The following is a 24,877-nucleotide window of genomic DNA, read 5'->3' as shown; positions in this document are numbered from 1 at the left end:
TTTACTTATCAATATCTTTAGTAAACCTTTTGCTGTAATCAACCAGAAAGCGATCGTAGGTTTCATCCATTAGATCCGAAGAGATCATAAAGTCAGCTGATGAACGATTGCAAGCCATCGGAATATTATACAACACGCCGATACGGAGCAGAGCCTTAACGTCTACATCATGGGGTTGTGCTTGTAGGGGATCCCAGAAAAATATCATCACATCTATTTCCTGTTCTGCGATAGCAGCACCGATTTGAAGGTCACCCCCCAGCGGACCGCTGTTAAACCGGTGTACATTCAGCCCAACTTTGTCGGCTATCATTTTGCCGGTAGTCCCGGTTCCATACAGGTTGTGTTTTGCCAGCAGTTCTGAGTTATACTCACACCAGTCGATCAGATCGGACTTACGGTGATCATGGGCAATCAGTGCAACGTTCTTCTTTCTACTCATTTTAAGCGAACTGTGGGCAATCGGTGGGTCCGCATCTTTGTAGCTTTTCATAGATTTTTCCAATTAATTTTCCTGGATGATAAGTCAGTAGTTCAAAGGATAACAAATTGAAAGGTAAGGAATAAATAAACAGATAATTAGCAGCAGGAGTACGTAAAATAATAAAAAAAGGGGGGATGGCAGGATTCTAAAGAATCAAATAACCAGTCGAAGGGCAGGGGGCTCCATTCTCACATGCTGAACCGTGAAACGCTGACTGTCAAAGCCTTTGAACTGTACGTAATTGGTCTTTGTAGTGTAGCGAAACTTTCGTTCATCCAGTATTTTCTGCATTTCCATATCTGCGGATACCACTTCCGAGATTACAGCTTCATTTTCATCAGCATAGTCAACCAGTCGTGAAGCCATATTAACGGTAGAGCCGAAGTAATCTATTTTACTATTAAGGTTGACAGCCACGCAACTGCCGTGGTGGATACCGGCTTTCAGCTTCAATGACTTGTCAAAGCGCTTGTCTTTGGAAATAATCTTCTGGGCAGCCGCAAAAGCACGGAATGCCTGAGCAGGGTTGCTAAAAACTGCCATAACGGAATCTCCGATTGTTTTAACAACAGCTCCGCCCTCTTTGGCTACGGCATCATGGAGTATGTCAAAATGTTCAATGACGCGCCCGACGGCATGATTATCTCCATCCTGTTGGTACATACCGGTGGAGTTGAACAGGTCGGTAAACATCAGCGTCAGCTGGTCGACGGCAATTTTTTCACCTTTTCGCAGTACTTCATGAGAAAAAAGATCCCTGAAAACCTGTAACGATGTGACGTGGGCAGCGGTTACTTCTTCCGGATCCCAGGTTGTTTTTTGAATGGTAAATAGCTGTTCTTTATCCGTACTGTTTTCCAGAATCAGATTCGGCTGGTTGACAATCTGCGCCTCTCCGTCGATACCCAGCTCTGTAAGTCTTACCCGCACCGTATCCTGCCCGTTTTCAGAAACACTCAATGTAGCTTTTCCTTCGGCGTTCGATGCTTTCAGCTCATAAATACCATCCTCTAGCTGTGTTTTAACATAGCGTCTCTGACCGGGTTTTAGATACTGCTGGATGACTACATGAGGTGTTATCTGTGGATGTGAGAGGGCATAGCTTCTTCCGGAAATTTTTCTGATCAGCGGGTTGGGTTTAAAAGTAAGCTGAACAGAGCGGTTAAAGTTGACGCTGAACTCTTCATTGCAAGCAGAGCAGTAAATCGGTTCGTGAATCTCATTGAGTGTTTTGCAAGTCTTTTGGATTTTTCTGCAATTCGGACAAGACAAGTTCCAGTTAAAATTCAATAGACCTGCTTTGACGCTGTGCAGAAATACCTGCAATACCTCGTTGGTTTTGGCATGCCACTGTTTGGCAAGCTTGAGCGGTTTGATGTGCTGCAAATCAATTTCATCTGCCCGCTTGATAAAATCAATCAGTTCTGTAACAATATCTTTCTTCCCGGTCTGTTCAATCAGATCGTTTTTGATGGCTTCGATCCTTTTTTGTGAACCGGCAGCCAGCTTTTTTTCTACTTCCTGGTTGTATGGCAGCCAATTCTTTTTGCAGAGCTCATCACAGTTTTTGAAATAATTCTTCAACCGATTGCGGATGAGTGTCTTAAGTTTAAAAATGCTGAAAAAAGAGAGCAGGGCATTGCCGGGTGTGATCCAGACCTGGTACTGCAGTGAGGTACCGGAACTGTTGGGGAACAGGTCAATTTGCAACTGTACTTCTTTGTATATCCCGTTCTTGTAATTTCTTTTTACTCCTAGTCGAAACGGATATTCCCACTCATAGGGTTCTTCAATCCAGGCGTCGGAATAGTTAATGCTGTCGTAGGAAAGTTGAAGGTGCTCTTTTTTTACTTCATAACTGATGTCAGCCGGTTGTACTGAGGGAAGCTTGATGCTTTTGAACAGGCGGTTCGTATCTGAGGCAAGGTACCACAAATCTTCCGGTGTGGAGGAGAGCTGCCAATCCCACTTAAAATGTATCACCTTCTCTTTATTCATTCCGAGACCCGTTTCTTAACCCGAATTGCCTTCGTTTATTTGTATTAGATGCTTTATATTTGTTAACTCTTTTGACTTTCAAGAGTACATTAACCCCAAATTGTTACAAATTTTATTTAAGAAATGGCTATAGAACGTACACTTACTATTTTGAAACCCGATTGCGTAAGAAAAGAACTTATTGGAGAAGTAACTCGCAGAATACAGGAAGCAGGTTTTAAAATTGTTGCAATGAAGATGACCCGCTTAACCAAAGACACGGCCGGCGGATTCTATGCCGTGCACAAAGAGCGTCCATTTTACGATGAGCTCTGTGAATTCATGAGCAGTGGGGCTTGTGTTCCCATGATTCTTGAAAAAGAAAATGCTATCAAGGATTTCAGAACATTAATCGGGGCTACCAATCCGGAAGAAGCGGATGAAGGGACCATTAGAGCCGATTTTGCGGACAGTGTTGGTGAAAACATCATTCACGGTTCCGATTCGGTAGAAAACGGTAAAAAGGAAGCAGCCTACTTTTTTGCAGAATCTGATGTGGTAGCTAATAAAGCGTAATTAACGTATAAGTATTTAAAACAGGCTCCATGGTTATCACTGTGGAGCCTTATTTTTTACCTATGAAACAATCAATTGTTTTACTGATAAGCGTTTTGGGTTTGCTGTTCCAAGCCTGTTCCTCGGCTGAGAGTTCACGATCGGAAAGCAACTCGCAAACGGTACAAGTGGGTGCCGAAGTACTTCTGGAAAAGCATCTGGATGAACTTCAGGGTATGCGTGTTGGACTGGTTATGAATCCCACTGCGAGGGTCAACGGCACGCACATGCTCGATACGCTTTTAAAGCGATCTGTAAATGTAAGTGCCCTTTTTGCGCCGGAACACGGTTTTCGGGGAGAGGCGGGAGCCGGGGAGGTTATTGAAGACGGGGTGGATCGCGAAACCGGCCTGCCTGTATATTCTTTATATGGTCAGACCAAAAAGCCTACTCCCGAAATGCTGCAGGAAGTGGATGTTCTTCTCTTTGATATGCAAGATGTAGGCGGACGATTTTACACTTATAATGTGACACTGGGGTTACTTCTTGAGGCTGCCTCTCAAAGTGAAACACCGGTATGGGTACTGGACCGGCCCAATCCTGCCGGCGGAAGTTATACCTCGGGCTGGATACTGGATCCACAATACAAATCCTTCGTTGGGGCTTATGCTATTCCTATGGCTCACGGTATGACGCTGGGAGAGTTGGCAAAAATGATGATTGGAGAACGATGGTTGCAGGTAGTGAAACAGCCTATACTCAGGGTTATTCCTGCCGAAGGCTGGGAAAGAAGCATGAAATGGCCGGATACGGGACTCGAATGGCATCCTCCTTCCCCGAACCTGCCCACGTTTGAACATGCTTTTACATATCTGGGAACCGTACTCTTCGAAGGCACTAACATTTCTGAGGGTAGAGGTACAAGCGATCCATTTCTTAAGATCGGCGCGCCTTTTTTGAATTTACAGAAGGATCAGCTGGCTAAATTACAAGAAAATTTTCCGGGAGTGAATATTGAACAGATTACCTTTACTCCGGTTTCCATCCCGGGAAAATCACGAAATCCCAAATACGAGGGGCAATTATGCCGGGGAGTCGAGATAGAGGTTTCAAATTTTGACACATTTGATCCCGTTCTATTTGGCGTTCGGCTGTTGGAACTTATGGAGGAAGCTTCGGATCAAGTTGAGCTGAACGATTTTATTTATAAACTGGCGGGAAGTGAAGAGATACAAAATTTCAATACCGCTGTCTGGCAGGATCAGATAGAATCCTTCAGGGAAGCTAGAAAGCCCTACTTGATCTATGACTAATCATTTTTTCCTTCTCCACTCATAACTGATAAGGGCAGCACTGACGGACGCATTCAGCGATTCTACCCTGTTATACATGGGGATGGTTATTCGATAATCACAGTGCTCCAGTGTTTTCTTTCTGATACCACTTCCCTCATTTCCTATAATGAAAGCTAGGGGGCGATCTACTTCAAGATCCCATAGTGAGCGGTCACCTTCGGCATCCAACCCACCGATCCAGAACCCCTCATCTTTCAGTTCCATGATGCACTGATTTAGATTACCTACGCGTACTATCGGAATTCTGCCTGCCGTACCTGCAGAAGTTTTAAATACGGTTGCATTGACAGGGGCCTGACGGTGTTTGGGTACCAAGACGGCTGAGATTCCGGCAGCAGCCGCAGTTCGAAGTATTGCACCAAGATTGTGCGGGTCTTCGATTTCGTCGAGAAGCAGAATGCCGGGATATTCATCCAGGTCAACTCCGGATAACCATTCTCCAAAATCCATGTATTCAACGGCACTCATCAGGGCTACGACTCCCTGGTCATTGACGCTTCCGACCAGTTCGTACAGTTTTGCCCCGGGAACGTGACTTATGGGGATACGGTTGTTAGAGGCAAGAGTGAAAATATCAGCAATGTTAGCATCCTTCAGTGAGTTGCGCACAAATATCTTGTCAACTCTCTCGGGTTCGTCCTTTAGTGCTTCAGTAACAGGGTTTTTGCCGTAAATGTAAATATTTGCATCATCGGTGCTCATTTTTCGAAAAAGATTGATTTATTCAGAAATTCCTATAAATTAGTCACAATTGGGTTAGTATAAAAAAGGGGCTTAGCTTATGAAAACACACGAACAAAGTGGAAATGAATTCATTTCCCCGCACTCCTCTAAAATAACGAATTCAGAAAAGTATAGTTCGAAGTTTTTGGGGATCATTGACCAGGCTCACTCGGTCAACACACTTCACTTTCTTTCTGCAATCTTTCAGATAACACTTGGGCTCACAGCGATCTTTTTATCGACCGCAGGATTCATCAGTCCCATGTGGCTTTCTGTAATGGTTAGTATGTTTGCCAGCGTAGTAACTATGATTGGCATCTACTTTCTTTATACTATTGTGTCCCGGCACCGCGGATCCAACCGATTGTTGCGCGATGCTATGAGAAGAATCATGGATGCAAAAAATTAGCTAAACATGCATGATACTTATGATAGCCAGCAGAAAGAACGCTATCAGTCCTATCTTAAAATCCATCTCAAGAAAGAACAGTTTGATCTACCCATAGCCGAAAAGATCAAAGCACTTAAAAAAAGAGACAGAACCAAATGGTGGCACTTGTTGATAAACTTTGCCGCCATTCTTTTTTTCGGATACTCCTTCTTTTATGATATTACCCAGCTAGGAGACACCTTCTTATATATCATCGTGGGTGTATTTGTCATTAATATGGGGCTCATTCTATATCAAAAGAAACAGATAAACGAATTAATTGAATTTTTGAGATGGAAAAAGGAACATGACTCTGATTAAACCAATAATATATCTGCTAATGGCCTTTTCAGGTCTCTTTTCAGCTCATATTACCGATATGGAAGAATCTTCTGTGTACAAACTGCCACAACTTTATCAGGATAATGGAGACAATTTTGTAGTTATCGCTCATCGCGGAGCAAGCGCTTACTACCCGGAAAATACGATGGCTGCTTTCAAGGGTGCGTTGGAGATGAATGCAGAAATGATTGAACTGGATGTTATGATGAGTAAAGATGGCGTTCCGGTAGTGTTTCATGACGCCACTCTCGACGATCATACAAATGGATCCGGAAACATAGGAGATTATACGCTGGATGAACTGCGGAAACTGGATGCCGGATCCTGGTTTGATTCAACTTTCGCCGGAGAAAAGATCCCAACCCTGGAAGAGGTTCTGGCTTATGCTTCGGGTAAAATAGCGCTGAACATCGAGATCAAAACAGAAGCGGTTACCGATGAAGTAGAGGGTGGTGTAGAGCAGAAAAGCCTGGAGCTGGTCAGGAAATATGGGATGGAAAACCATGTGCTCTTTTCAAGTTTTGATTATCGTGCAGTTGAACACATCAAAACACTTGATTCCAAAATGCCTGCTGCCATTCTCTATGAGAAAAAGCAGTCACAAAAGCTGCTACCCTCGGAGCTGCTGAAAAAGTATGAGGCAGATGCCTTCAACTGCAGCTACCGGCAATTAAATACCAGGCGATTCAAAGATGTCAGGGAAAATAATATCCCGGTGTTTGTCTATACCGTAGACAAGCCCTCGCAGATGCGGAAACTGCTTAAGATGAACGTGAGCGGTATTTTTACCAACAAACCGGATGTGCTCTGGGAAGTGCTTGACTAGCGGGAGTTAGAATCCTAACGAATTGAGGGAATCATAAAAACTAAATTACGGATTCAACATTTTGAATTTTTGGTGCCGTAACATTGCTCAATAGGTAACCGGCTTGAAAAAGAAACATAAAAAGGTTTGAATGCCGGCGGGAAAGGTTCTATTTTTCTGTAACCATTAACAACTACTCAGCTCTTCATGACGACCAAATATATTTTCGTGACCGGTGGTGTAACGTCGTCACTCGGTAAAGGCATCATTTGTGCATCTTTAGGACGCCTGCTCGTGGCAAGAGGATTGCGGGTTACCATTCAAAAGCTCGACCCTTATATCAATGTGGATCCGGGAACCATGAACCCCTATGAACACGGTGAAGTTTATGTGACCGATGACGGGGCAGAGACCGATCTTGACCTTGGGCACTATGAACGCTTTCTGGATATCAAAACCTCTCAGGAGAATAATGTCACGACCGGGCGGATTTATTACGATGTTATTTCGAAAGAACGGCAGGGTGCCTATCTGGGCAAGACTGTGCAGGTGATCCCGCACATTACCGATGAAATAAAATCTCATATCATGAAGCTCGGCGAGTCGGGTGATTATGATGTTGTGATTACAGAAATCGGCGGTACGGTTGGTGATATTGAGAGTTTGCCCTATATCGAAGCGGTTAGACAGCTGCGATATGATGTGGGAAGAAAAAATACCTTGTCTATCCACCTTACACTGGTGCCCTATCTAAAGGCCGCCAGGGAGCTGAAAACAAAGCCTACGCAACATTCGGTAAAAACCCTCTCGGAAAGCGGTTTGCAACCCGATATCATTGTGGCGCGTTCTGAACATCCGTTGGATCAGTCGATCAGAAAGAAAATAGCCCAGTTCTGTAATGTGGAAATTGCCGATGTGATAGCCTCGCTGGATGCAGAGAGCATTTACGAGGTACCGCTTTTGATGCAGGACGAAGGTTTGGATACCCGTGTCATTGAAAAACTTCAATTTGAAGCAAAAGAACCGGATCTGGAGCGTTGGATTGGGTTTGTGGAAGCTGTCAGAAATCCATCGACAGAAATTAAAATAGCATTAGTTGGGAAATATGTAGAGCATCACGACGCCTACAAATCGATTGTGGAAGCATTTATCCATGGCGGCGCGGTCAATGATTGTGAGGTGAACATTGTTTGGGTACAGTCGGATGATCTCACGGAAGAGAATGTAGCCAGGAAGTTAAAAGGTGTTTCAGGTATACTGGTAGCACCGGGATTCGGTGACCGCGGTGTGGAAGGAAAGGTAGCAGCCGTCAAGCATGCTCGGGTCAATAATATTCCCTTCTTTGGTATTTGCCTCGGCATGCAATGTGCCGTAATTGAGTACGCAAGAAATGTCTGCAACTGGGATACAGCAAACAGTACCGAATTTGTGGAAGAATCTGATCATCCCATCATTGATCTGATGGCTGATCAAAAAGACATTCAGGATAAAGGCGGAACCATGAGGTTGGGACTCTACGATTGCAAGATCAAGGAAGGCTCGAAATCGTACCAGGCATATGGAACCGATTTCATTCAGGAGCGTCATCGCCATCGTTACGAGGTCAATAACAACTTGCGCTACAAACTTGTGGAAGACGGTATGCAGCTGGTTGGTTTCAATCCCGATCGTGACCTGGTGGAAATAGTAGAGCTCGAGGATCATCCATGGTTCGTAGGGGTGCAGTTCCACCCGGAACTCTGCAGCACGGTAAATAACCCGCAGCCTCTGTTCGTTGATTTTGTCAAGGCCAGCTTGAAGTATGCAAAGGAGAATAATTTGAATGTGCCCGTTAATAAAAAAGAAGTGGCCATAGGATAGACTGTGAACGTCGAGGCCTATCAGAATAAGATCAGGATCAGGGTTAACGGGATACTGGTTGAAAATTCTTCTATCCTTTTGGTTCAGATTCATTCACCTGTAACGGAACAACTTGTCTGGATGCCGCCGGGCGGTGGGCTTGAATTCGGGGAATCCCTGGAAGATTGCCTTGAAAGAGAGTTCAAGGAAGAGACCGGAGCCATAATAACTACAGAAGAATTCCTCTTTTTGAATGAGCTGATTGAAGAACCCTATCACGCCATCGAATTATACTACCGGGTCAAGAAGAGAGGGGGTAAAATTTCACTCGGAGCCGATCCGGAGCATGATGACCATTCTCAATTACTTAAAGCAGTTGAATGGAAGCCAATTTCTTCTCTGAACACACTTAAGCTTTCGCCCGAAAAATTGATTGAGGAACTCGATCGGATAGATTTCTAGGGGCCTTTGCCCTACAGCTATTGATCTGCCAGATTTCATTTTTTTAACTACGTGCAATACCATAAATTTAGCATTCTTTATTAGCCACCTAATACAACACATCTATGCGATTCTACACTTTTCTGATTACTCTCACTATTTTTGCTTTAGGTATGGCAGCCTGCAGCCAAAAATCACCTGACACCACGGTATATGAAAATATCGATGGCTATACCTTCTCTAATGGAGAACTAGCAACCTTTTCTTCTATAGCATTTCAGGAAGGCAAAGTAGTTAAGACCGCAAATGAAGGCTCGTTGGCGGGTGAATACCCTGATGCACGCGTGCTGGATGGCGAAGGGAATGTGATGCTTCCCGGATTAATTGATGCGCACGGGCATGTCATGGGTCTGGGATTCCAGGAACTTGATGTGGATGTTGCCGGTGCCGGATCACTGGATTCAACCCTTCAAATGATCGGTGATTATGCAGAACAGTATCCCGATCGTGAGTGGATTCTGGGTCGCGGGTGGAATCACACGCGATGGGATATCAACCGGTTTCCAACAGCAGAAGAACTGGACGGTGCCGTTACCGAACGTCCCGTTTGGCTGAGCCGGGTTGACGGGCATGCCGGCTGGGCAAACTCAAAGGCGATGGAGTTGGCAGGTATCACAGCAGATACCGAGGATCCACAAGGCGGTAAAATCATTAGGGATGAAGATGGAAACCCCACAGGAGTATTCGTTGATGCTGCAATGGGTCTTGTAGAATCAGAAGTACCGGCCCGAACTGAACGAGAAAGGGAAATGGCCCTTGAAAAAGCCTTGCAGCAAATGAGTTCCCATGGACTTACCGGCGTCCATGATGCCGGAATAAGCGTCGATGACTGGAACCTCTACAAGAATTTTGCTGATAACGGAAACATGATTACCCGCATTTACGCCATGATAGGCGGTGCCGGAGATACCTTCGATCAGTTATCCGAAAACGGACCGATCACTTCCTATGCTGAGGATAAGCTGGCACTAAGAAGTGTTAAACTCTACTCCGATGGTGCCCTGGGGAGCAGGGGGGCTGCCATGATCGAGTCCTATTCTGATGATCCCGGTAACAGGGGACTGCTTTTCGCTTCAGAAGAGGAGATGACTGACATGATTATGAAAACGGCTTCTGAAGGATTCCAGACTAACGTTCACGCCATTGGAGATCGGGCCAATCGAGTGGTATTGGATGCATTTGCAAATGTAAAAGACAGTTTAGGTGAACAGGGCTTACGACACCGCATTGAACATGCCCAAATTGTATCATTGGAAGACATACCTCGTTTTAAGGAACTTAATATCATTGCCTCTATGCAGCCTACCCATGCCACCAGCGACATGAATATGGCGGAAGACCGGGTAGGTTCTGAGCGTATTGAAGGGGGATATGCCTGGAAAACCTTTCTGGAGCAGGGAACGGTATTGGCATCGGGCTCGGATTTCCCCGTTGAAAATGTTAATCCGTTCTTCGGTCTCTATTCCGCAATCACCCGGCAGGATCACCAGGGAAATCCGGAAGGTGGATGGCATCCGAATGAGGCCATTTCCAGAGAAAATGCCCTGCGCTCATTTACCATAGATGCTGCCTATGCCGCACATCAGGAAGATATACTGGGTAGTCTGGAACCGGGCAAATGGGCCGATTTTATACTTATAGACCGAAATTATATGGAGATATCCAGAGAAGAAATCTGGCAAACGAAAGTACTAGAGACCTGGGTGGCCGGTGAAAAGGTCTATTCAGCAGAACAGTAGTTTTTGAGTTCAAGACCGTATTTCATGAAGGTTCGTACCCAGCAGCTAAATCCAACCATTGGTGACTTGAAAACCAATGTTGAAGCTATCCTTAAGGCTCTAGAGGAGGCAGAGAATGACGGAATAGATCTTTTGATTCTTCCCGAACTTACTGTTTGCGGATACCCGCCCATGGATCTGTTGGAGCGCGAAAGTTTTCGGCAGTCTATCTACCGAATGAATGAAAGGATTACTTCTGCTACTGTAGGTACTACAATTATTTTCGGGTCCGTGACCGATAATCCTTCTCCTTATGGCAGAAAATGTTTTAATTCTGCACTGGTTGCTGAAAATGGAGAGCTGATTGGTGAAGTTCACAAGACCTTACTGCCCACCTATGATGTATTTGATGACCTGAGATATTTTGAAGAGAATAAAGAGTTCAGATGTATTGAAATTAAAGGTATAAAGCTCGGCATCACGATATGCGAGGATATCTGGTACAATGAGAATGATATTCAGTATCACACCTATGAAACCAACCCGGCATGCAAGCTAGCCGAATTAGGTGCTGAAGCTATTATCAATATTTCGGCCTCTCCTTTCACCAAAACCAAGCCGGACAGCCGACGCCGGATGCTGCAAAACCACGTCGGACAGTTGGGATTACCCATATTTTATGCTAATCAGATAGGGGCAAATACGGAGATTATTTTTGACGGGGATTCCATGGTAATTGATAAGAATGAAAAGGTTATTGCCAGGGCCCGGTTATTTGAAGAGGACTTTATTGATGTATTTTGGAAAGCCGAGTCCAACAAAGTAGAAGCAGTTCAGACTTATGAAGCCAATAAAGTTTCGAATGTGGAAAATATGTTTAAGGCATTAGTCTTAGGTCTCAAAGATTACATGGCCAAAACAGGAGTTGCTGATAAAGTCATACTTGGACTCAGTGGCGGTATTGATTCCTCGCTTGTTGCCTGCATAGCGGCCAGTGCTCTGGGTCCGGAAAAAGTGACAGGCGTCACGATGCCTTCGGAATTTTCCTCAAAAGGAAGCATTGATCATTCCAGAGTACTGGCAAAAAACCTGGGCATTACCTTTAAGCAAATATCCATTAAAGAATTATATGACGGTTTCCTTGAAAATCTTGAGCCCTTCTTCAAGGGAACTTCATTTGGGATAGCCGAAGAAAACCTGCAGAGTAGAATACGTGGAGATCTGCTTATGGCCATTTCAAATAAATTCGGTCACATGCTGCTCAATTCCGGGAATAAGTCGGAACTAGCTACGGGATACTGTACGCTATATGGTGATATGGCAGGAGGTCTTGGTATCATTGCCGATCTCTACAAAACGGAGGTCTATGAAATGGCTTCCTGGCTAAACAGTGATTTTTACGAAGAAGAGATAATTCCCCGGGAGATTATTGATAAAGCTCCCAGCGCCGAACTAAAACCCAATCAGCAGGACAGTGATACGCTGCCCGATTACAGCATTCTGGATTCAATATTGGAACTTTACATTGAAAAGCAGCTTTCTGCCGAAGATATTATAAATAATGGTTTCGATGAAGATACCGTCAAAAAAGTTATCAAGCTGGTTGACTATACGGAATACAAGCGTTACCAGTCAGTTCCAACTCTAAAAGTAAGTACCAAAGCTTTCGGAACCGGTAGAAGATGGCCAATCGTACAGAAGTGGACTGAAAACCAGATCTAAATGTTATGATTCACTCATAACTTTAAAAATTGAGTACAATTGTTTTTAGATTGTGCAAGGATTTTTTAAAATCTAACTTGGAATTTAAGTATTTTAGAATATTGAATATAAATTTGGAAACAATCTACACGGCAATGCAGAAAAAAATTTTAATAGGAATAACTATATGTACTTGTCTGGGTGTGGGTTCAGTGCAGGCTCAACAGCTTGATTCTGTTGATGTTAGAATAAGTGAAGTGGAAATGCCTGAGCGGTTATTGCCCTACAATAATCCCATGATACCTTCCAAGTACAATTTTGGTAACAACGAAGAGCCTATTCACAAGGATCTGGATAATTTCCAGAAAGAAATCATGACCCGCATTGCCGAGGTCTATCAATCCAATACGTTGGCAATTCAGGCACAGGTAGATAGCGAGCCTCTGCAGGCTGAAAAGCATATCACCGATGCCCTTTCCAATTTACAAGCATTGCTGGATGATTATCCCGAGGTACAGTCCGATAAGCGGTTCAATGAGGTTTATCGTACCGTGATGGCGGAGTACCGAGAGTTTTATGGTATAAAAAATCCGGCAGAAGAGGTTGAAGGTGAGGTGTTCGCCATTCAAAAAGAACTCTCAAATACGGATGAAGATCTCTTTGAAGACGGTTATGTAATTCCGGACAATATTACCACGACAAAAACAGAAGTACCTCTGGTACAAAATCGCCAGGTCAGTCGTCACCTTGTATATTATACGCTGAGACGTCCGGAGGTCATGGACTCCTGGCTTGAGCGCTCGGAACGATATTTCCCCATGATGAGGAAGATTTTTAATGAAGAAGGGGTGCCTGTCGAGCTGATACACTTATCCATGATTGAGAGTGGATTGAATCCGACTGCGCGAAGCTGGGCTGCTGCCGTGGGCATGTGGCAGTTTATCCGGGCAACCGGTTCCATGTACGGACTGGAAGTTAACTGGTGGCTGGATGAGCGGCGTGATCCGGAAAAAGCTACCCGGGCTGCTGCGCGTCACCTGAAAGATCTTTACAATATCTGGGGCGATTGGCACCTTGCCATGGCCAACTATAATATCAGTCCACGCGGCTTGAAGCGTGCCATCCGAGCAGCTGGTGGGAAGGAAGATTACTGGGAGGCTTATCCCTACCTGCCGCGTGAAACCAGGGGATATGTACCCGGTTTTATTGCTGCTACAATGATCGCCATGAATCCGGAAGAGTTTGGATTCCAGAAAAACTACAACGGTACTCCATATGATTATGAGGTAGCTGAAGTTGATCCCTTAATGCCTCTTGACCAGCTTGCCAAAGCTGCCGGCATAACCACAGAAAAACTTAAAGAATATAATCCAGAGCTGTTGCGATGGGCTACGCCACCGGGATCAACCTATCCCCTTAAACTTCCGGTAAACACTAAGGAAGTATTTGCTGCGAATTACGATGATATTCCCAAAGAATCCCGCAGCCAGAATATTGCCATGCACACTGTACAGCGAGGGGAAACACTGGGTTATATCGCCAGAAAGTACGGTACTTCGGTAAGGGGGCTTTACGAGACTAATGAAAATCTATCAAGTACCATTTATCCAGGACAAAAACTGGTAGTACCTCTGGCTCCCGGCAGTATGGAAAAAATTGCAGCCAGCCGTCCGACCAATCAACCCAGAAACAGTACTTCAAGCCGCAGGACATCCAGAGCCTCTGCACCTGCAAATTCCGCTAAAATGACTTATACCGTCAAAAGCGGTGATACCATTGGCCACGTTGCCGAATGGTACGATGTACGAGCCTGGCAAATACGTTCCTGGAGCGGTACCAATAATACAATCCGGGTTGGCGATAAACTCACTGTCTATGTCCCTGAGAATAAAAAAGCCTATTACAGCAAAGTTAATAGCATGGCTTTCTCAGAAAAGCAGCGAATAGAACGTGAACAGCGCTCCGGTAAAGATGTGACCCGGGCTTACCTCGCTAGTGCCGACGATTCTAATGCTATTCAATACAAGGTTCAGAAGAATGATACGTTAATTGATATCGCAAACTCCTTCGGAATTACCGTTGCTGAGTTAAAGCGAATCAATAACATTTCCGGTTCACGCATCTATGTTGGGCAGACCCTGAAGGTGAATAGTCCGGAATAGAAAATAGTATTATGAGCAAAACGAGAAAATTAGCCGTTACCGCAGCTATCGTTGCGGTAAGTCTTACTGCTTTAGCCGGAGCTGCACGCAATTCAGATATCTATTTTCTCATCAAGAAGAACTTCACGATTTTTAGCGAAGTTTACCGTGAGGTATCTCTTAATTATGTGGATGAGGTAAATCCCGAAAAACTGATGCGAAAGGGTTTAAACTCCATGTTGGAATCACTGGATCCTTACACGGTATTTATTGATGAGTCCCAAAATCAGGATATTGAAATCATAACCCGGGGCAGTTATGCGGGCATAGGTCTGGATGTGGGAATACGAGGCGATAAAATCGTTGTCATAGCGCCCATGGACGGATATCCCGCACAAAAGAAAGGCATACGTGCAGGAGATATCATCAAGAAAGTAAATGATGTCGAGGTAGCCTCACTGACTCCCGAAGAGGTTCAGAATCTCACAATGGGCGAACCCGGTACTACTCTTACTCTTACCATTGAACGCTACGGCATTGAAGAGAACCTGCTATTTGAATTGAAGAGAGAACGTATTGAAGTCAAAAACATCGCGTACTCCGACTTAATCGGCCCCGATGGTGATATTGGGTATATCAGTTTAAGCCGTTTTTCACAGAATACGGCCGATGAGATCAGAAAAGCCATTGAAAAATTTCAAAAACAGGGAACCCTCAACGGGTTGATATTAGACCTCAGAAACAATCCGGGAGGTTTGCTGGACGAAGCGGTAAAGACCGTTGACAAATTCGTTGATCCCGGTTTAAAAGTTGTGGAAACCCGCGGCAGACTGAGTCAGCATAACAGTACATTTCGAACTGAGGAGCCCGCACTGCTGGGTTCAGTACCGCTTGTAATTCTGCAAAATGAGGGAAGCGCCAGTGCTTCAGAAATCGTGGCAGGTGCTCTGCAGGATCTGGATAGGGCAGTAATTGTAGGTGAGCAGAGTTTTGGGAAGGGCTTGGTACAAATAGTACAACCGCTTTCATACAATACGGCACTCAAAATTACCACTTCTCGCTATTACATTCCCAGCGGCAGAAGCATACAGTCTATAACCTACACTCATGACGACAAAAATTCTGCGGTTATAAAACCAGATTCACTGAGGAAATCTTTTAAGACCAGAAACGGTCGGACAGTGTATGACGGTGAAGGAATTGCGCCTGATGTAAATGTGAAGAGTCCGGTTCCAAGTTTGCTGGAAACCGAGCTGATGAAAGAAAGTCACTTTTTCTTCTTCGCCAACCAGATGGCTTCTGAAAGAGAAGCATTCGCTGCAGAGTCCATTTCCGAACAAACTTTCAATGAGTTCAGGGAGTACCTGAAGAGTAAAAACTTCAGCTATGAAACCGAATCGGAGCGCTACCTGAACGGTGTTCAGAAACGCTTGGGTGAACAGGTGGCCAGCACCGATGTTAAAACTCATATTGATGCTATTGACCAGGCTATTGAAAAGAAGAAACAGCAAGACTTTGAAAATCAGAACAGTCAGCTTAAACGCGCTCTATATCTTGAAGTTATCTCTCGCTTTGAAGGTAATTCCGGAAGAATTAAAGCCTCATTACGCTGGGATCCGGCCATTGATGAAGCTTTAAAAGTCATAAATAACAAGAATCGTTACCGGGATATACTAGCAATCAAGTAGTTTGGGAAAAGCTGATTTACATATACATACCACTGCTTCTGATGGTAATTCTACTCCTGCCGAAATTGTTAAGCTAGCCGCCGAGCAGAATCTGGAGGTTATTTCTATAACCGATCACGATAGTATCGCCGGTTTGGAAGAGGCTTTAGAAGCCGCTCGTGAATTTGGTATTGAAGTAATCCCGGGAAGTGAAATTACGGCGACTTACGAAGAGCGAGAGGCCCACCTTCTTGCATATGGCTTTGATGTCAACCATTCCGGTTTTAGAAAACTCATGAGAGGGCATCGCAAGGCACGAGTTGACCGCGGAAAGTGGATTCTCAAACAACTTTCTCTTGAAGGATTTGAATTGGATATAAACGAAGTAAGGGCGGAAGCCAACGGTAGCAATATCGGTCGACCCCATATAGCCGCTGTTATGGTTAGTAAAGGGTATGTTGCTTCATTTAAAGAGGCTTTTATACGCTATTTAAGCAATCAACAGCTAGGGGTGATTCCCAGCGATTACTACACTCATGATGAAGTAATTGATACCGTAAAAGCAGCCGGAGGGGCAACAATCATTGCACATCCCGGGCAAATGTATTCGGAGAAAGAGCTGGAAGGCTTGGTTGAAGCAGGAGTTGACGGTATTGAAGTAATCCATCCCAGTCACAATTACGAGTTGCAGAAAAAGATGGAAGGTTTTGCTGAAAAGCACGACCTATTGTCAACCGGTGGCAGTGATTTCCATGGACAGAGTCAGGATTATCAGAAATATTTCGGTGTGGTAACGATCAGCACGGAAAAAGTGAATCGAATGAAAAGAATGATCAATCAAAGAAAGAACATGCTGGTGTAATACTATGGGTGTGGAGAGAATAAAAGGGGATGAGAACGAACATCACGAAGGTGTAATTGGCATCGTTGTAGCAAAGTGGAACTCATTTATAACCGATAATCTGCTGGAAGGAGCCCTTGAAGTACTTAAGAATAAAGGGTATTCCGACGAACAGATTGTAGTGGCTCAGTGTCCCGGAGCTTATGAAATTCCGCTGACAGCCAAAAAATTACTTGATAAAACAGACGGGGTTATTGCTCTGGGTGCAGTTATTCGGGGGGATACTCCTCATTTCGACTATGTATGCGAGGCAGTGAATAATGGTGTTCTCCAGTTAAATATGGAAACGGGAAAACCGGTTTCTTTCGGTGTTTTAACCACCGATAATGTTGCACAGGCCAGTGAAAGAGCGGGTGAAGGTGACAGCTCAGGTAATAAAGGAGCCGAAGCAGCGTTGGCCCTTCTGGAAATGATGTCGGTAATCCGTAAAATCAAAAAAATATAGTATCTTTGAGCTTGAAATGACGGCTATAAAGCTCTAATATAGAGGGCTTAAATAAAAGTATTATAATCCCTTGAAAAAGATATCACTCACAAATAAAGAGCAGGGCAGCGCTGATAAGAATAAACAGGCTGATCTCATTGGTCTGGGCGAACTCCCTGAGCATATCGCCATCATCATGGATGGTAACGGAAGGTGGGCCCAACGCAGGGGAAATATGCGTGCATTCGGTCATAAGGCGGGTGTTGACTCGGTTCGGGACATTACAGAAGCTTGTGCCCAACTGGGAGTTAAGTATCTCACCCTCTACGCTTTTTCGACGGAAAACTGGGGAAGACCCAAGAAAGAAGTAAACGCATTGATGCGTCTTTTGGTACGGTCGTTGAGAAAGGAAGCTGAGAACCTGAATGAGAACAATATTAAACTTGCAACGATCGGCCAGATTAATCGTTTTCCTGATGCTTGCCAGGAAGAACTTAAAGAAGCTATTGAACTGACCAAAGGAAATGACCGCCTGCACCTGTGTTTAGCTCTGAGTTATTCGGGCCGATGGGATATTACAGAAGCGTTTAAGAAAATTGCAGAACAAGTCAAGCAAAATGAACTGGACCCTGAAGATATTGACGACCAACTTATTAGTGCTCACCTTTCCACAGCTGAAATCCCGGATCCTGATTTGATAATTCGAACCAGCGGGGAATACCGAATTAGCAACTTTCTTCTATGGCAGCTGGCCTATTCAGAACTGTATATCACAGAAACATATTGGCCCGACTTCCGAAGGAATGAGCTTTATGAAGCAATCAGGGCTTATCAGAAACGGGATCGTAGGTTCGGAAAAAGAATATCTGAAAAACCGCAAAAGAAATCATCCGACTCATACGTTCAAGAGCTGACTCAGTAATTATCTAATCATATTAATATTAAGCTCAATCGTGTTTCAACATTTTATTAACGTGAAGAAATTTTTATTTGCGCTACCTGTACTACTTTTTTGTTTGACTTTAAACGGCCTCTCTCAAGACTCGACGTCTATTAATATCCAGAATCCCCTTCAGGTGACTCCCCAGCAATATGAGATACTGAGTGTGGAAGTAACCGGACTCACTACCACCAGGGAAGACTTTGTGATCAATACCAGTGGGCTTGAAGTCGGAACAACGGTCACCATACCCGGCAGTGACATCGGTGATGCAATCAACCGCCTAAACAGGACGGGTCTTTTTTCAAATATTCAGATTATAGATAAGGGAAGGACCTCTACCGGAATCAATCTGGAAATTAGGGTGCAGGAACAGCCCAAGCTTCAAAATTTTGAAATTCGCGGCGTAAAGAAATCCCAGCGAAATGACCTGAGGGAGCGAATTACCCTGCTTCCGGGATTTGCCGTAACGGATGCATCCACCGGCCAGGCTATCAACACCATACAGAGATATTATAAAGAGAATGGCTATTGGTTTACCGATGTCTCAGTTTCCACAAGCCAGACAGATACGGTAAGAAACCGGGTAACTGTTTATTTTGATGTAGATCCGGGAGAAAAACTGGAGATCAAAGATATTACTTTTGAAGGGAATATGACCTTCAATGATCGAACTTTGAGAAAGCAGCTGGATGCCATCAAAGAAGATGTGTGGTGGAAGTTTTTCTCCAAGAAACTCTATAAGGAGGAAGAGTTTGAAACTGCAAAGGAAAACCTGAAAGCTTTTTATGGGGAAAACGGTTTCCTGGATTTCCGTATCACCGGAGATTCGGTTTATACCTTTCCCTACACCCAGCGACGTCTGTTCTTTCTTACCAATGATGCGACCGGTATCAAGGTGAATATTAAGGTTGAAGAAGGTCCCCAATATAAAGTGCGTGATATTAATTGGGACGGCAACACGGTATATACGGACGAGCAGCTCACCCAGGCGCTTGGCTTTGAAAAGGGTGAAGTATTCAACCTGAAGAAATTCAATGAAAATACTGAATCAGCCCAGAACCCTAATTCGATATCAAGTCTCTATCAAAACGTTGGTTACCTCTTTTTTAATTACCAGGAAGAGCTGGATGTGGTGAACCAGGATTCCATCGATATCACCATGAATATTTATGAAGACCAGATCGCCACGGTTGAGGCGGTTGAATTCAGTGGCAACACAAAAACCCACGATGATGTAGTCCGGAGATCCCTGCGTACGGTTCCGGGTCAAAAATACAGCCGTCAAAATGTGATTCGAACCATTCGTGAACTGGGGCAGCTCGGGTACTTCCGTCCGGAAGCCATCACCCCTAATCTGCAGCCCGATAGAGAAGATTATACTGTTGACATCAGCTATGAGCTTGATGAATCACAAAGTACCGACAATTTTGAGTTTTCAGGCGGTTTTGGAGGTCGAGGTATCGGTATTATTCTATCGGCCAGACTGAACTTCAACAACTTCTCGCTGGGACGAGCAGTACGCGGTGAAGGTTGGAACCCCATACCTTCGGGTGACGGGCAAAAGCTGTCGCTCGGCGTTCAGGTTACGGGAAGCGGGTATCAAAGCTACAATCTTGGTTTTCAGGAGCCCTGGTTATCAGGCAAACCCATTTCCTTCGGAACCAATTTCAGTTACGACTTAATTAAATTCAGGAATAGTAATGCACGAAATGAGCTGTTTTCAAGCAGTGTTTCCTTGGGACGCAGGTTGAAATGGCCGGATGATTACTTTTCACAGCGAACCATTCTGAGCTACCAGCTATATGATGTTGTTGGAGGTGCCTCGTTCCTTGCTGAGGGTACTTCAAGTATTCTAAGTATTAAAGAGGTTATCGAAAGAAATTCAACTGATAATCCGATTTCACCGACTACCGGGTCCAAATTCCAGATTTCGGGTGAAATTGCACCGCCGCTGCCAGGGTTTTCACAGTTCTACAAGATAAAGACCATGTATCAGAACCACACCACACTGGTGGGTAAGCTGGTTCTTACCAACGGTATTGAATATGGTTATCTCGGATATTTAGGGAACAGCCAGCGAAGTAACTTCCAGCGATTCATTCTCGGTGGTACCCAGCTGCAACAGCGACAAAGTTTTCTCGACGACAACATTGACCTTCGAGGTTTCCCGGGAGGTAACACAGGGTCTATTTCTCCCTTTAGAGACGGTGAGCAAGTCGGTGGACGGCTCTATAGCAAGTATACTATGGAGCTGAGATATCCTGCAATTTCGGAAGAGCAGGTACAGGTGATTCCTTATACCTTCTTTGATGCCGGGAATGCCTATCTGGATTTCCAGGATTTCGCACCCTTTGAGGTAAAACGTTCTGTCGGCTTTGGTGCAAGAGTATTCTTGCCTATTTTAGGACTGGTTGACCTGAGTTACGGTTACCGGCTGGATGGAATACCCGGTACGAATATTAGATCCGGGGAGTGGGAATTCCTCTTCAATATTGGTGCACCATTCTAATGAGAAAAGTCATATATAATTTTTGTCTTCTCTTCGCGTTGACCTCTGTGCTTGCGGGAAGTGCAGCAGCACAGCAGAAGACAGGCTATGTCGATACCGATTATTTGGTATCGCAAATCCCTGAATATCAAAGTGTTCAACAGCAGCTACGGTCATTGAGCCAGGAATGGAGGGCCGAGCTGGATGAGATGCAGCAGGAGATTGAACGACTAAGAGAAGATTTTTCGGCAAGAGAAATACTATATACCGATGAAATACGTAATCAAAAGGAACAGGAAATAAATAGTAAGATTCAGCAGCGGCAACAGTATCTGGAACAGAAATTCGGCGCTGAAGGAGATTTTTTTCAACGGCAAAAAGAACTACTCGAACCTATACAACGACAAGTATTTGAAGCCATAACAAGGGTAGCCGAAAGAGAAGGTTTTGATTTTGTGCTGGACCGCACACAGAAGACTGAATTATTATATGCCCGAGAACAATGGAATTTAAACGACGAAGTATTATTGGAGCTTGGTATCGCAGTGGATAATCCAAGCAATTAAACAGAATACTTATTATTTTCACCCGCTTTATTAAACCATGAAAAATAAATTCACCATGACCAAGAAGTTTTTAAGTGCATTTGCTCTATTGATGCTATTTGTAACGGTGCATTCACAAGCCCAGGTTCGCATTGGGTTTATGGATGTTCAAACTGTAATGGCCGAGTTGCCGGAAATGGAAAATATACGTGCCCAACTGGACGATTATGTGCAGCAGAAACAACAGCAGCTGCAGGATCGCACCGCCAGCTTTCAGGAAGAGGTAGCCAATTACCAGGAAAATCGGGCTTCAATGTCAGCTCAGCAGCAGCAAAGCAGGGAGGAAGAGCTTGCTACGATGGAAGAAGAAATGCGTACTTTTCAGCAGAGTATCCAAACTGAAGTACAGCAATATCGTCAGAAGCTGCTTGCACCTATTTATGAGGATATTGACAATGCCATCGCAAATATCGCAGAAGAAAGGGGTTTAGACTTTGTGCTGAACAGAGCCACTATGCGCGGAGAGAATATCGTACAGTTTTCTGCACAGCAGAGTTTAAATATTACAGACGAAGTAATAAGCCGAATTTCAAGTAACTCGAATCAGAACTAAATAATCAAAGAAATGACTATGTTTAAGCGTATACTAACTTTATCAGCTTTTTGTGTTGTATTTGCAGCGACACTGGGAGTAAGCCAGAGTTCTGCCCAGGAATTGAAAATTGGGTATGTTGAACCTCAGGCAATTCTGGCTAAAATGCCCGAAATGAAAGCTGTTCAGCAAAGACTGCAGAATTTTGCAGAACGCAAGCAAAAAGAACTGGCTCAAAAAGAGCAGGAGTTCAACGCCGAAATTACCAATTTTGAGCAGCGATCCGCAGTTATTTCTGAAGATGCCAAGCAGAAAGAGCAAGAACGCCTAGGACAACTTAATGCCGAACTGCAACAGTATCGCACCCAGCTTCAGCAGGAAATGCAGCAAAAACAGCAAGAACTTGTTGGTCCGCTACTGGATCAGATTGGTACCGCTATTGACCAGGTAGCTAATGATATGAACCTGACCTATGTGTTAAATACCACCACTAGCAACGGTGACGCTATCATTCTCTATGCTTCTGATGAAGCACAGGAAAAGTATGATATAACCGATCAGGTAATGCAGCAGCTAGGTATCTAAGTTCTGTACTTTCTGGAAGATCAAATTTAAAATGAAAAGCCCCGATCAATCAATCGGGGCTTTTTTTGTACCTATAGTCCAGAATAGAAATTTGTAAAAGAATAATCAGGAGAGAATAATAAGGTGTGAAAATAGAGCCTACCGGACTCTCCTCTTCCTGTTTCTAATATAATCTTCAAAAATATACCCTCCCAGTTCATCAAGTGATGCGAAGTAGGCTCGTCCCTTGTTGGCTTCTGTAAGCTTGCGGACGAAGTCCTGTAGATACGGATCCCGGGCAATCATAAACGTGGTAATGTCAATCTTTTCTCTTCGACACTTAACCGCCTCGTCCAGTACTTTGTTAACGATCTTTCTATCCAGTCCAAAACTGTTTTTGTACATTCTACCATTCTCTATGATACAGGATGGTTTGCCATCTGTAATCATGAAAATCTGCTTATTGGCAAATTTACGCCTCTGTAAAATATGACGTGCAAGTTCCAACGCTTGCTGGGTATTGGTGTGATAAGGCCCAACTTTAAGATAGGGCAGGTCCTCGATATTTACTTTCCAGGCCTCATTCCCGAATGCTACTATGTCTAGTGAATCTTTGGCATAGTCATTTAATATTAATTCAGAAAGTGCCATCGCCACTTTTTTTGCCGGTGTGATCCGGTCTTCTCCATAAAGAATCATGGAATGGCTCAAATCGATCAATAGAACGGTTGAAACCGATGTGTAATGGTCTGTGTCGTGTACCCGAAGGTCGTCCTCTTGCAGATTAAACTGATCGATATTACTATGCTTCAGCATGTTCATCATGGTTCCGACACTATCCATGTGGCTGATATCATCACCCGGCTTCCAGGGTCGGGTTTCAGGCTGTCTTTCCAAACCTTTACCGGTGAAATTGGTTTTATGCCTGCCCGCCCCACCTTTTTTAAGGTTGCGAAATATTTCTTCGAGTGACCGCTGGCGGAGGCTTCGCTCTGTTTTGCGGGTGATAATCACTGTATTGTTATCGGTGTCGGTTTCTATATAACCTCTTTCCTCAAGTTCTTCAACGAAATCACCGAGCCCATACCCGTCTTCAAACTGGTCGGTTATTCCATACTGTTCATCCAGTTCTGTCAGCCAGCGCAAAGCCTGGGAGACATCACCGCTGGCAACGGTTAATAGTTCCTGGAATAGATCCCAGAGTGTATCAAAAGGCGACTGCCCTTTGTTTCTTGCAAAACGATCGTCCCATTCTTGATACTTGAAATGCATAAATATCTGATTCTTTTTTGATGTCTTATTAGCAACGTAAGTATGCTCTGTTTAATTCACAAAGAATTGAGTTTGGAGGTTAGATGTGGGATGCTGAAGGCTGGAGGTAGAGTAGAAAGTACTAAGTAGCAAAATATCATGATAAAGACATGTTATTTATTCTGCCGGGATCTTACTTTCAACTTTCTACTTATTACTTTCTACTAATCACCCTAGATCAGATTTTAATGAATGCAGCAGATTCGTATTTTCTTCCCGAATTGACGTCAAAATATAACCGGAAATGGCAGATCGATTAGAATTTGAGAAACGGCTATGGGATGAAGGTTACCAAAGGGTCATGGGATTGGATGAGGTAGGGCGAGGTTGTCTCTCAGGGCCCGTAGTTGCTGCCGGTGTCATTTTCAATGAGGGTACAGATATTAAAGCTATACGCGATAGTAAAACCCTTTCACTGGAAGAGCGTAACGAACTCTGTAGCATTATAAAAAGTGAGTCGGCTTTTTGGACCATTAAGTGGTGCGATCCCGAAGAGATTGACGAACTGAATATTCTTTGGGCATCCATCAAGGCCATGCAAAAATGTGCTGAAGCGGACGGTGCCGACCCGGATTACCTGCTGGTTGACGGAAATCGTTTCGGATCAACTATTCAGCCGCACACTTGTATCGTAGGTGGAGATGACCGTTCTATGAGCATTGCCGCAGCTTCAATTATTGCTAAAGTTTACCGTGACGAGTGGATGATGAATTTGCATGAAGATTATCCGGATTACGGTTGGGATACCAATGTCGGATATCCTACCCAAAAACATTTCCAAGGTCTGAAAGAGTATGGAATCACCAAATACCACAGGCGAAGTTTTAAGCTGCGCACGGAAAAAGAGCGTGAAGATTAATTATATTTTTGA

23 protein-coding genes are annotated in these 24,877 nt (G+C 44.2%); 19 read left to right on the top strand and 4 right to left on the bottom strand.

Translation table 11 applies throughout. The features are described 5' to 3' along the window. Nucleotide 1: 1 nt before the first annotated feature. Nucleotides 2–442 (bottom strand): methylglyoxal synthase, encoded by a 441-nt coding sequence (locus G3570_RS11400; RefSeq protein ID WP_165142660.1) that lies wholly within the window; start codon nt 440–442, stop codon nt 2–4. Between the two features lie 195 nt (nt 443–637). After that, on the bottom strand, nt 638–2,482 hold the full coding sequence (locus G3570_RS11395; RefSeq protein ID WP_165142374.1) for an adenylate/guanylate cyclase domain-containing protein: 1,845 nt from the start codon (nt 2,480–2,482) through the stop codon (nt 638–640). A gap of 129 nt (nt 2,483–2,611) precedes the next feature. Here G3570_RS11395 and ndk point away from each other — a divergent pair, with 129 nt between their 5' ends. Further along, the gene (ndk, locus tag G3570_RS11390) at nt 2,612–3,037 is read left to right on the top strand and encodes a nucleoside-diphosphate kinase (RefSeq protein ID WP_165142658.1); all 426 of its coding nucleotides are present in this window, start codon (nt 2,612–2,614) and stop codon (nt 3,035–3,037) included. Between the two features lie 62 nt (nt 3,038–3,099). Then, a complete protein-coding gene (locus tag G3570_RS11385; RefSeq protein WP_165142372.1) occupies nt 3,100–4,329 on the top strand; it encodes an exo-beta-N-acetylmuramidase NamZ family protein in 1,230 nt (409 codons plus the stop codon). Here the strand turns inward: G3570_RS11385 and rlmB are convergent, their stop codons facing one another. Then, complete coding sequence (rlmB, locus tag G3570_RS11380; protein WP_165142370.1) at nt 4,330–5,073, bottom strand: 23S rRNA (guanosine(2251)-2'-O)-methyltransferase RlmB; 744 nt, start codon at nt 5,071–5,073, stop codon at nt 4,330–4,332. It abuts the gene before it with no gap. Between the two features lie 79 nt (nt 5,074–5,152). Between rlmB and G3570_RS11375 the strand changes: the two genes are divergently transcribed. The 16 genes from G3570_RS11375 to G3570_RS11300 all read left to right on the top strand — a co-directional run bounded on the left by G3570_RS11375 (nt 5,153) and on the right by G3570_RS11300 (nt 22,716). Further along, nucleotides 5,153–5,503 carry a hypothetical protein gene (locus tag G3570_RS11375; protein WP_165142368.1) on the top strand — a complete coding sequence of 117 codons (351 nt, stop codon included), beginning with the start codon at nt 5,153–5,155 and terminating at the stop codon, nt 5,501–5,503. A gap of 6 nt (nt 5,504–5,509) precedes the next feature. After that, on the top strand, nt 5,510–5,845 hold the full coding sequence (locus G3570_RS11370) for a hypothetical protein (RefSeq protein WP_165142366.1): 336 nt from the start codon (nt 5,510–5,512) through the stop codon (nt 5,843–5,845). Beyond that, a complete protein-coding gene (locus G3570_RS11365) occupies nt 5,832–6,692 on the top strand; it encodes a glycerophosphodiester phosphodiesterase (protein ID WP_249066993.1) in 861 nt (286 codons plus the stop codon). Before G3570_RS11370 ends, G3570_RS11365 begins: the two co-directional genes overlap by 14 nt. Nucleotides 6,693–6,878: 186 nt before the next feature. Then, on the top strand, nt 6,879–8,531 hold the full coding sequence (gene pyrG, locus G3570_RS11360; RefSeq protein ID WP_165142364.1) for a CTP synthase: 1,653 nt from the start codon (nt 6,879–6,881) through the stop codon (nt 8,529–8,531). A gap of 3 nt (nt 8,532–8,534) precedes the next feature. Continuing rightward, complete coding sequence (locus G3570_RS11355) at nt 8,535–8,972, top strand: NUDIX domain-containing protein (RefSeq protein WP_165142362.1); 438 nt, start codon at nt 8,535–8,537, stop codon at nt 8,970–8,972. A gap of 104 nt (nt 8,973–9,076) precedes the next feature. Next, a complete protein-coding gene (locus G3570_RS11350) occupies nt 9,077–10,750 on the top strand; it encodes an amidohydrolase (RefSeq protein ID WP_165142360.1) in 1,674 nt (557 codons plus the stop codon). Nucleotides 10,751–10,774: 24 nt separating this feature from the next. After that, entirely contained in the window at nt 10,775–12,451 is a 1,677-nt protein-coding gene (locus tag G3570_RS11345) for an NAD+ synthase (RefSeq protein WP_165142358.1), read from the top strand. Nucleotides 12,452–12,585: 134 nt separating this feature from the next. Then, nucleotides 12,586–14,592 carry a LysM peptidoglycan-binding domain-containing protein gene (locus G3570_RS11340; RefSeq protein ID WP_165142356.1) on the top strand — a complete coding sequence of 669 codons (2,007 nt, stop codon included), beginning with the start codon at nt 12,586–12,588 and terminating at the stop codon, nt 14,590–14,592. 11 nt (nt 14,593–14,603) lie between these two features. After that, nucleotides 14,604–16,259 carry a S41 family peptidase gene (locus G3570_RS11335; RefSeq protein WP_165142354.1) on the top strand — a complete coding sequence of 552 codons (1,656 nt, stop codon included), beginning with the start codon at nt 14,604–14,606 and terminating at the stop codon, nt 16,257–16,259. Between the two features lies 1 nt (nt 16,260). Beyond that, nucleotides 16,261–17,100, top strand: a complete 840-nt coding sequence (locus G3570_RS11330; protein ID WP_165142352.1) for a PHP domain-containing protein — start codon at nt 16,261–16,263, stop codon at nt 17,098–17,100. Nucleotides 17,101–17,104: 4 nt separating this feature from the next. Further along, the gene (gene ribH, locus G3570_RS11325) at nt 17,105–17,584 is read left to right on the top strand and encodes a 6,7-dimethyl-8-ribityllumazine synthase (protein ID WP_165142350.1); all 480 of its coding nucleotides are present in this window, start codon (nt 17,105–17,107) and stop codon (nt 17,582–17,584) included. Nucleotides 17,585–17,654: 70 nt separating this feature from the next. Further along, nucleotides 17,655–18,485, top strand: a complete 831-nt coding sequence (gene uppS / locus G3570_RS11320; RefSeq protein ID WP_165142348.1) for an undecaprenyl pyrophosphate synthase — start codon at nt 17,655–17,657, stop codon at nt 18,483–18,485. Nucleotides 18,486–18,579: 94 nt separating this feature from the next. Beyond that, complete coding sequence (bamA, locus tag G3570_RS11315) at nt 18,580–21,015, top strand: outer membrane protein assembly factor BamA (RefSeq protein ID WP_249066991.1); 2,436 nt, start codon at nt 18,580–18,582, stop codon at nt 21,013–21,015. Next, entirely contained in the window at nt 21,015–21,560 is a 546-nt protein-coding gene (locus G3570_RS11310) for an OmpH/Skp family outer membrane protein (protein WP_165142344.1), read from the top strand. Before bamA ends, G3570_RS11310 begins: the two co-directional genes overlap by 1 nt. Nucleotides 21,561–21,597: 37 nt before the next feature. After that, nucleotides 21,598–22,152, top strand: a complete 555-nt coding sequence (locus G3570_RS11305; protein WP_165142342.1) for an OmpH/Skp family outer membrane protein — start codon at nt 21,598–21,600, stop codon at nt 22,150–22,152. An 18-nt stretch (nt 22,153–22,170) separates the two neighbouring features. Next, nucleotides 22,171–22,716: an OmpH/Skp family outer membrane protein gene (locus tag G3570_RS11300; RefSeq protein WP_165142340.1), complete on the top strand. Its 546-nt coding sequence runs from the start codon at nt 22,171–22,173 to the stop codon at nt 22,714–22,716. Nucleotides 22,717–22,854: 138 nt separating this feature from the next. On the opposite strand, the gene G3570_RS11295 is transcribed toward G3570_RS11300, so the two are convergent. Then, entirely contained in the window at nt 22,855–23,967 is a 1,113-nt protein-coding gene (locus G3570_RS11295) for a vWA domain-containing protein (protein ID WP_165142338.1), read from the bottom strand. 283 nt (nt 23,968–24,250) lie between these two features. On the opposite strand from G3570_RS11295, the gene G3570_RS11290 reads away from it, so the two are divergent. Next, complete coding sequence (locus G3570_RS11290; RefSeq protein ID WP_165142336.1) at nt 24,251–24,865, top strand: ribonuclease HII; 615 nt, start codon at nt 24,251–24,253, stop codon at nt 24,863–24,865. Nucleotides 24,866–24,877: the final 12 nt, after the last annotated feature.

The organism is Halalkalibaculum roseum (genome assembly GCF_011059145.1).
In the GTDB taxonomy this organism is placed as follows: Bacteria; Bacteroidota; Rhodothermia; order Balneolales; family Balneolaceae; genus Halalkalibaculum; species Halalkalibaculum roseum.
Note: the sequence above shows the minus strand (reverse complement) of the source record. Positions and strands in the feature narration are given on the sequence as shown.

What these genes read in the sequence shown, in the direction of transcription:
- G3570_RS11400 (WP_165142660.1), bottom strand. Translation starts at nt 442, where the DNA reads ATGAGTAGAAAGAAGAACGTTGCACTGATTGCCCATGATCACCGTAAG.
- G3570_RS11395 (WP_165142374.1), bottom strand. Translation starts at nt 2,482, where the DNA reads ATGAATAAAGAGAAGGTGATACATTTTAAGTGGGATTGGCAGCTCTCC.
- G3570_RS11385 (WP_165142372.1), top strand. Translation starts at nt 3,100, where the DNA reads ATGAAACAATCAATTGTTTTACTGATAAGCGTTTTGGGTTTGCTGTTC.
- rlmB (WP_165142370.1), bottom strand. Translation starts at nt 5,073, where the DNA reads ATGAGCACCGATGATGCAAATATTTACATTTACGGCAAAAACCCTGTT.
- G3570_RS11375 (WP_165142368.1), top strand. Translation starts at nt 5,153, where the DNA reads ATGAAAACACACGAACAAAGTGGAAATGAATTCATTTCCCCGCACTCC.
- G3570_RS11370 (WP_165142366.1), top strand. Translation starts at nt 5,510, where the DNA reads ATGCATGATACTTATGATAGCCAGCAGAAAGAACGCTATCAGTCCTAT.
- G3570_RS11365 (WP_249066993.1), top strand. Translation starts at nt 5,832, where the DNA reads ATGACTCTGATTAAACCAATAATATATCTGCTAATGGCCTTTTCAGGT.
- pyrG (WP_165142364.1), top strand. Translation starts at nt 6,879, where the DNA reads ATGACGACCAAATATATTTTCGTGACCGGTGGTGTAACGTCGTCACTC.
- G3570_RS11350 (WP_165142360.1), top strand. Translation starts at nt 9,077, where the DNA reads ATGCGATTCTACACTTTTCTGATTACTCTCACTATTTTTGCTTTAGGT.
- G3570_RS11345 (WP_165142358.1), top strand. Translation starts at nt 10,775, where the DNA reads ATGAAGGTTCGTACCCAGCAGCTAAATCCAACCATTGGTGACTTGAAA.
- G3570_RS11340 (WP_165142356.1), top strand. Translation starts at nt 12,586, where the DNA reads ATGCAGAAAAAAATTTTAATAGGAATAACTATATGTACTTGTCTGGGT.
- G3570_RS11335 (WP_165142354.1), top strand. Translation starts at nt 14,604, where the DNA reads ATGAGCAAAACGAGAAAATTAGCCGTTACCGCAGCTATCGTTGCGGTA.
- ribH (WP_165142350.1), top strand. Translation starts at nt 17,105, where the DNA reads ATGGGTGTGGAGAGAATAAAAGGGGATGAGAACGAACATCACGAAGGT.
- G3570_RS11310 (WP_165142344.1), top strand. Translation starts at nt 21,015, where the DNA reads ATGAGAAAAGTCATATATAATTTTTGTCTTCTCTTCGCGTTGACCTCT.
- G3570_RS11305 (WP_165142342.1), top strand. Translation starts at nt 21,598, where the DNA reads ATGAAAAATAAATTCACCATGACCAAGAAGTTTTTAAGTGCATTTGCT.
- G3570_RS11300 (WP_165142340.1), top strand. Translation starts at nt 22,171, where the DNA reads ATGTTTAAGCGTATACTAACTTTATCAGCTTTTTGTGTTGTATTTGCA.
- G3570_RS11295 (WP_165142338.1), bottom strand. Translation starts at nt 23,967, where the DNA reads ATGCATTTCAAGTATCAAGAATGGGACGATCGTTTTGCAAGAAACAAA.
- G3570_RS11290 (WP_165142336.1), top strand. Translation starts at nt 24,251, where the DNA reads ATGGCAGATCGATTAGAATTTGAGAAACGGCTATGGGATGAAGGTTAC.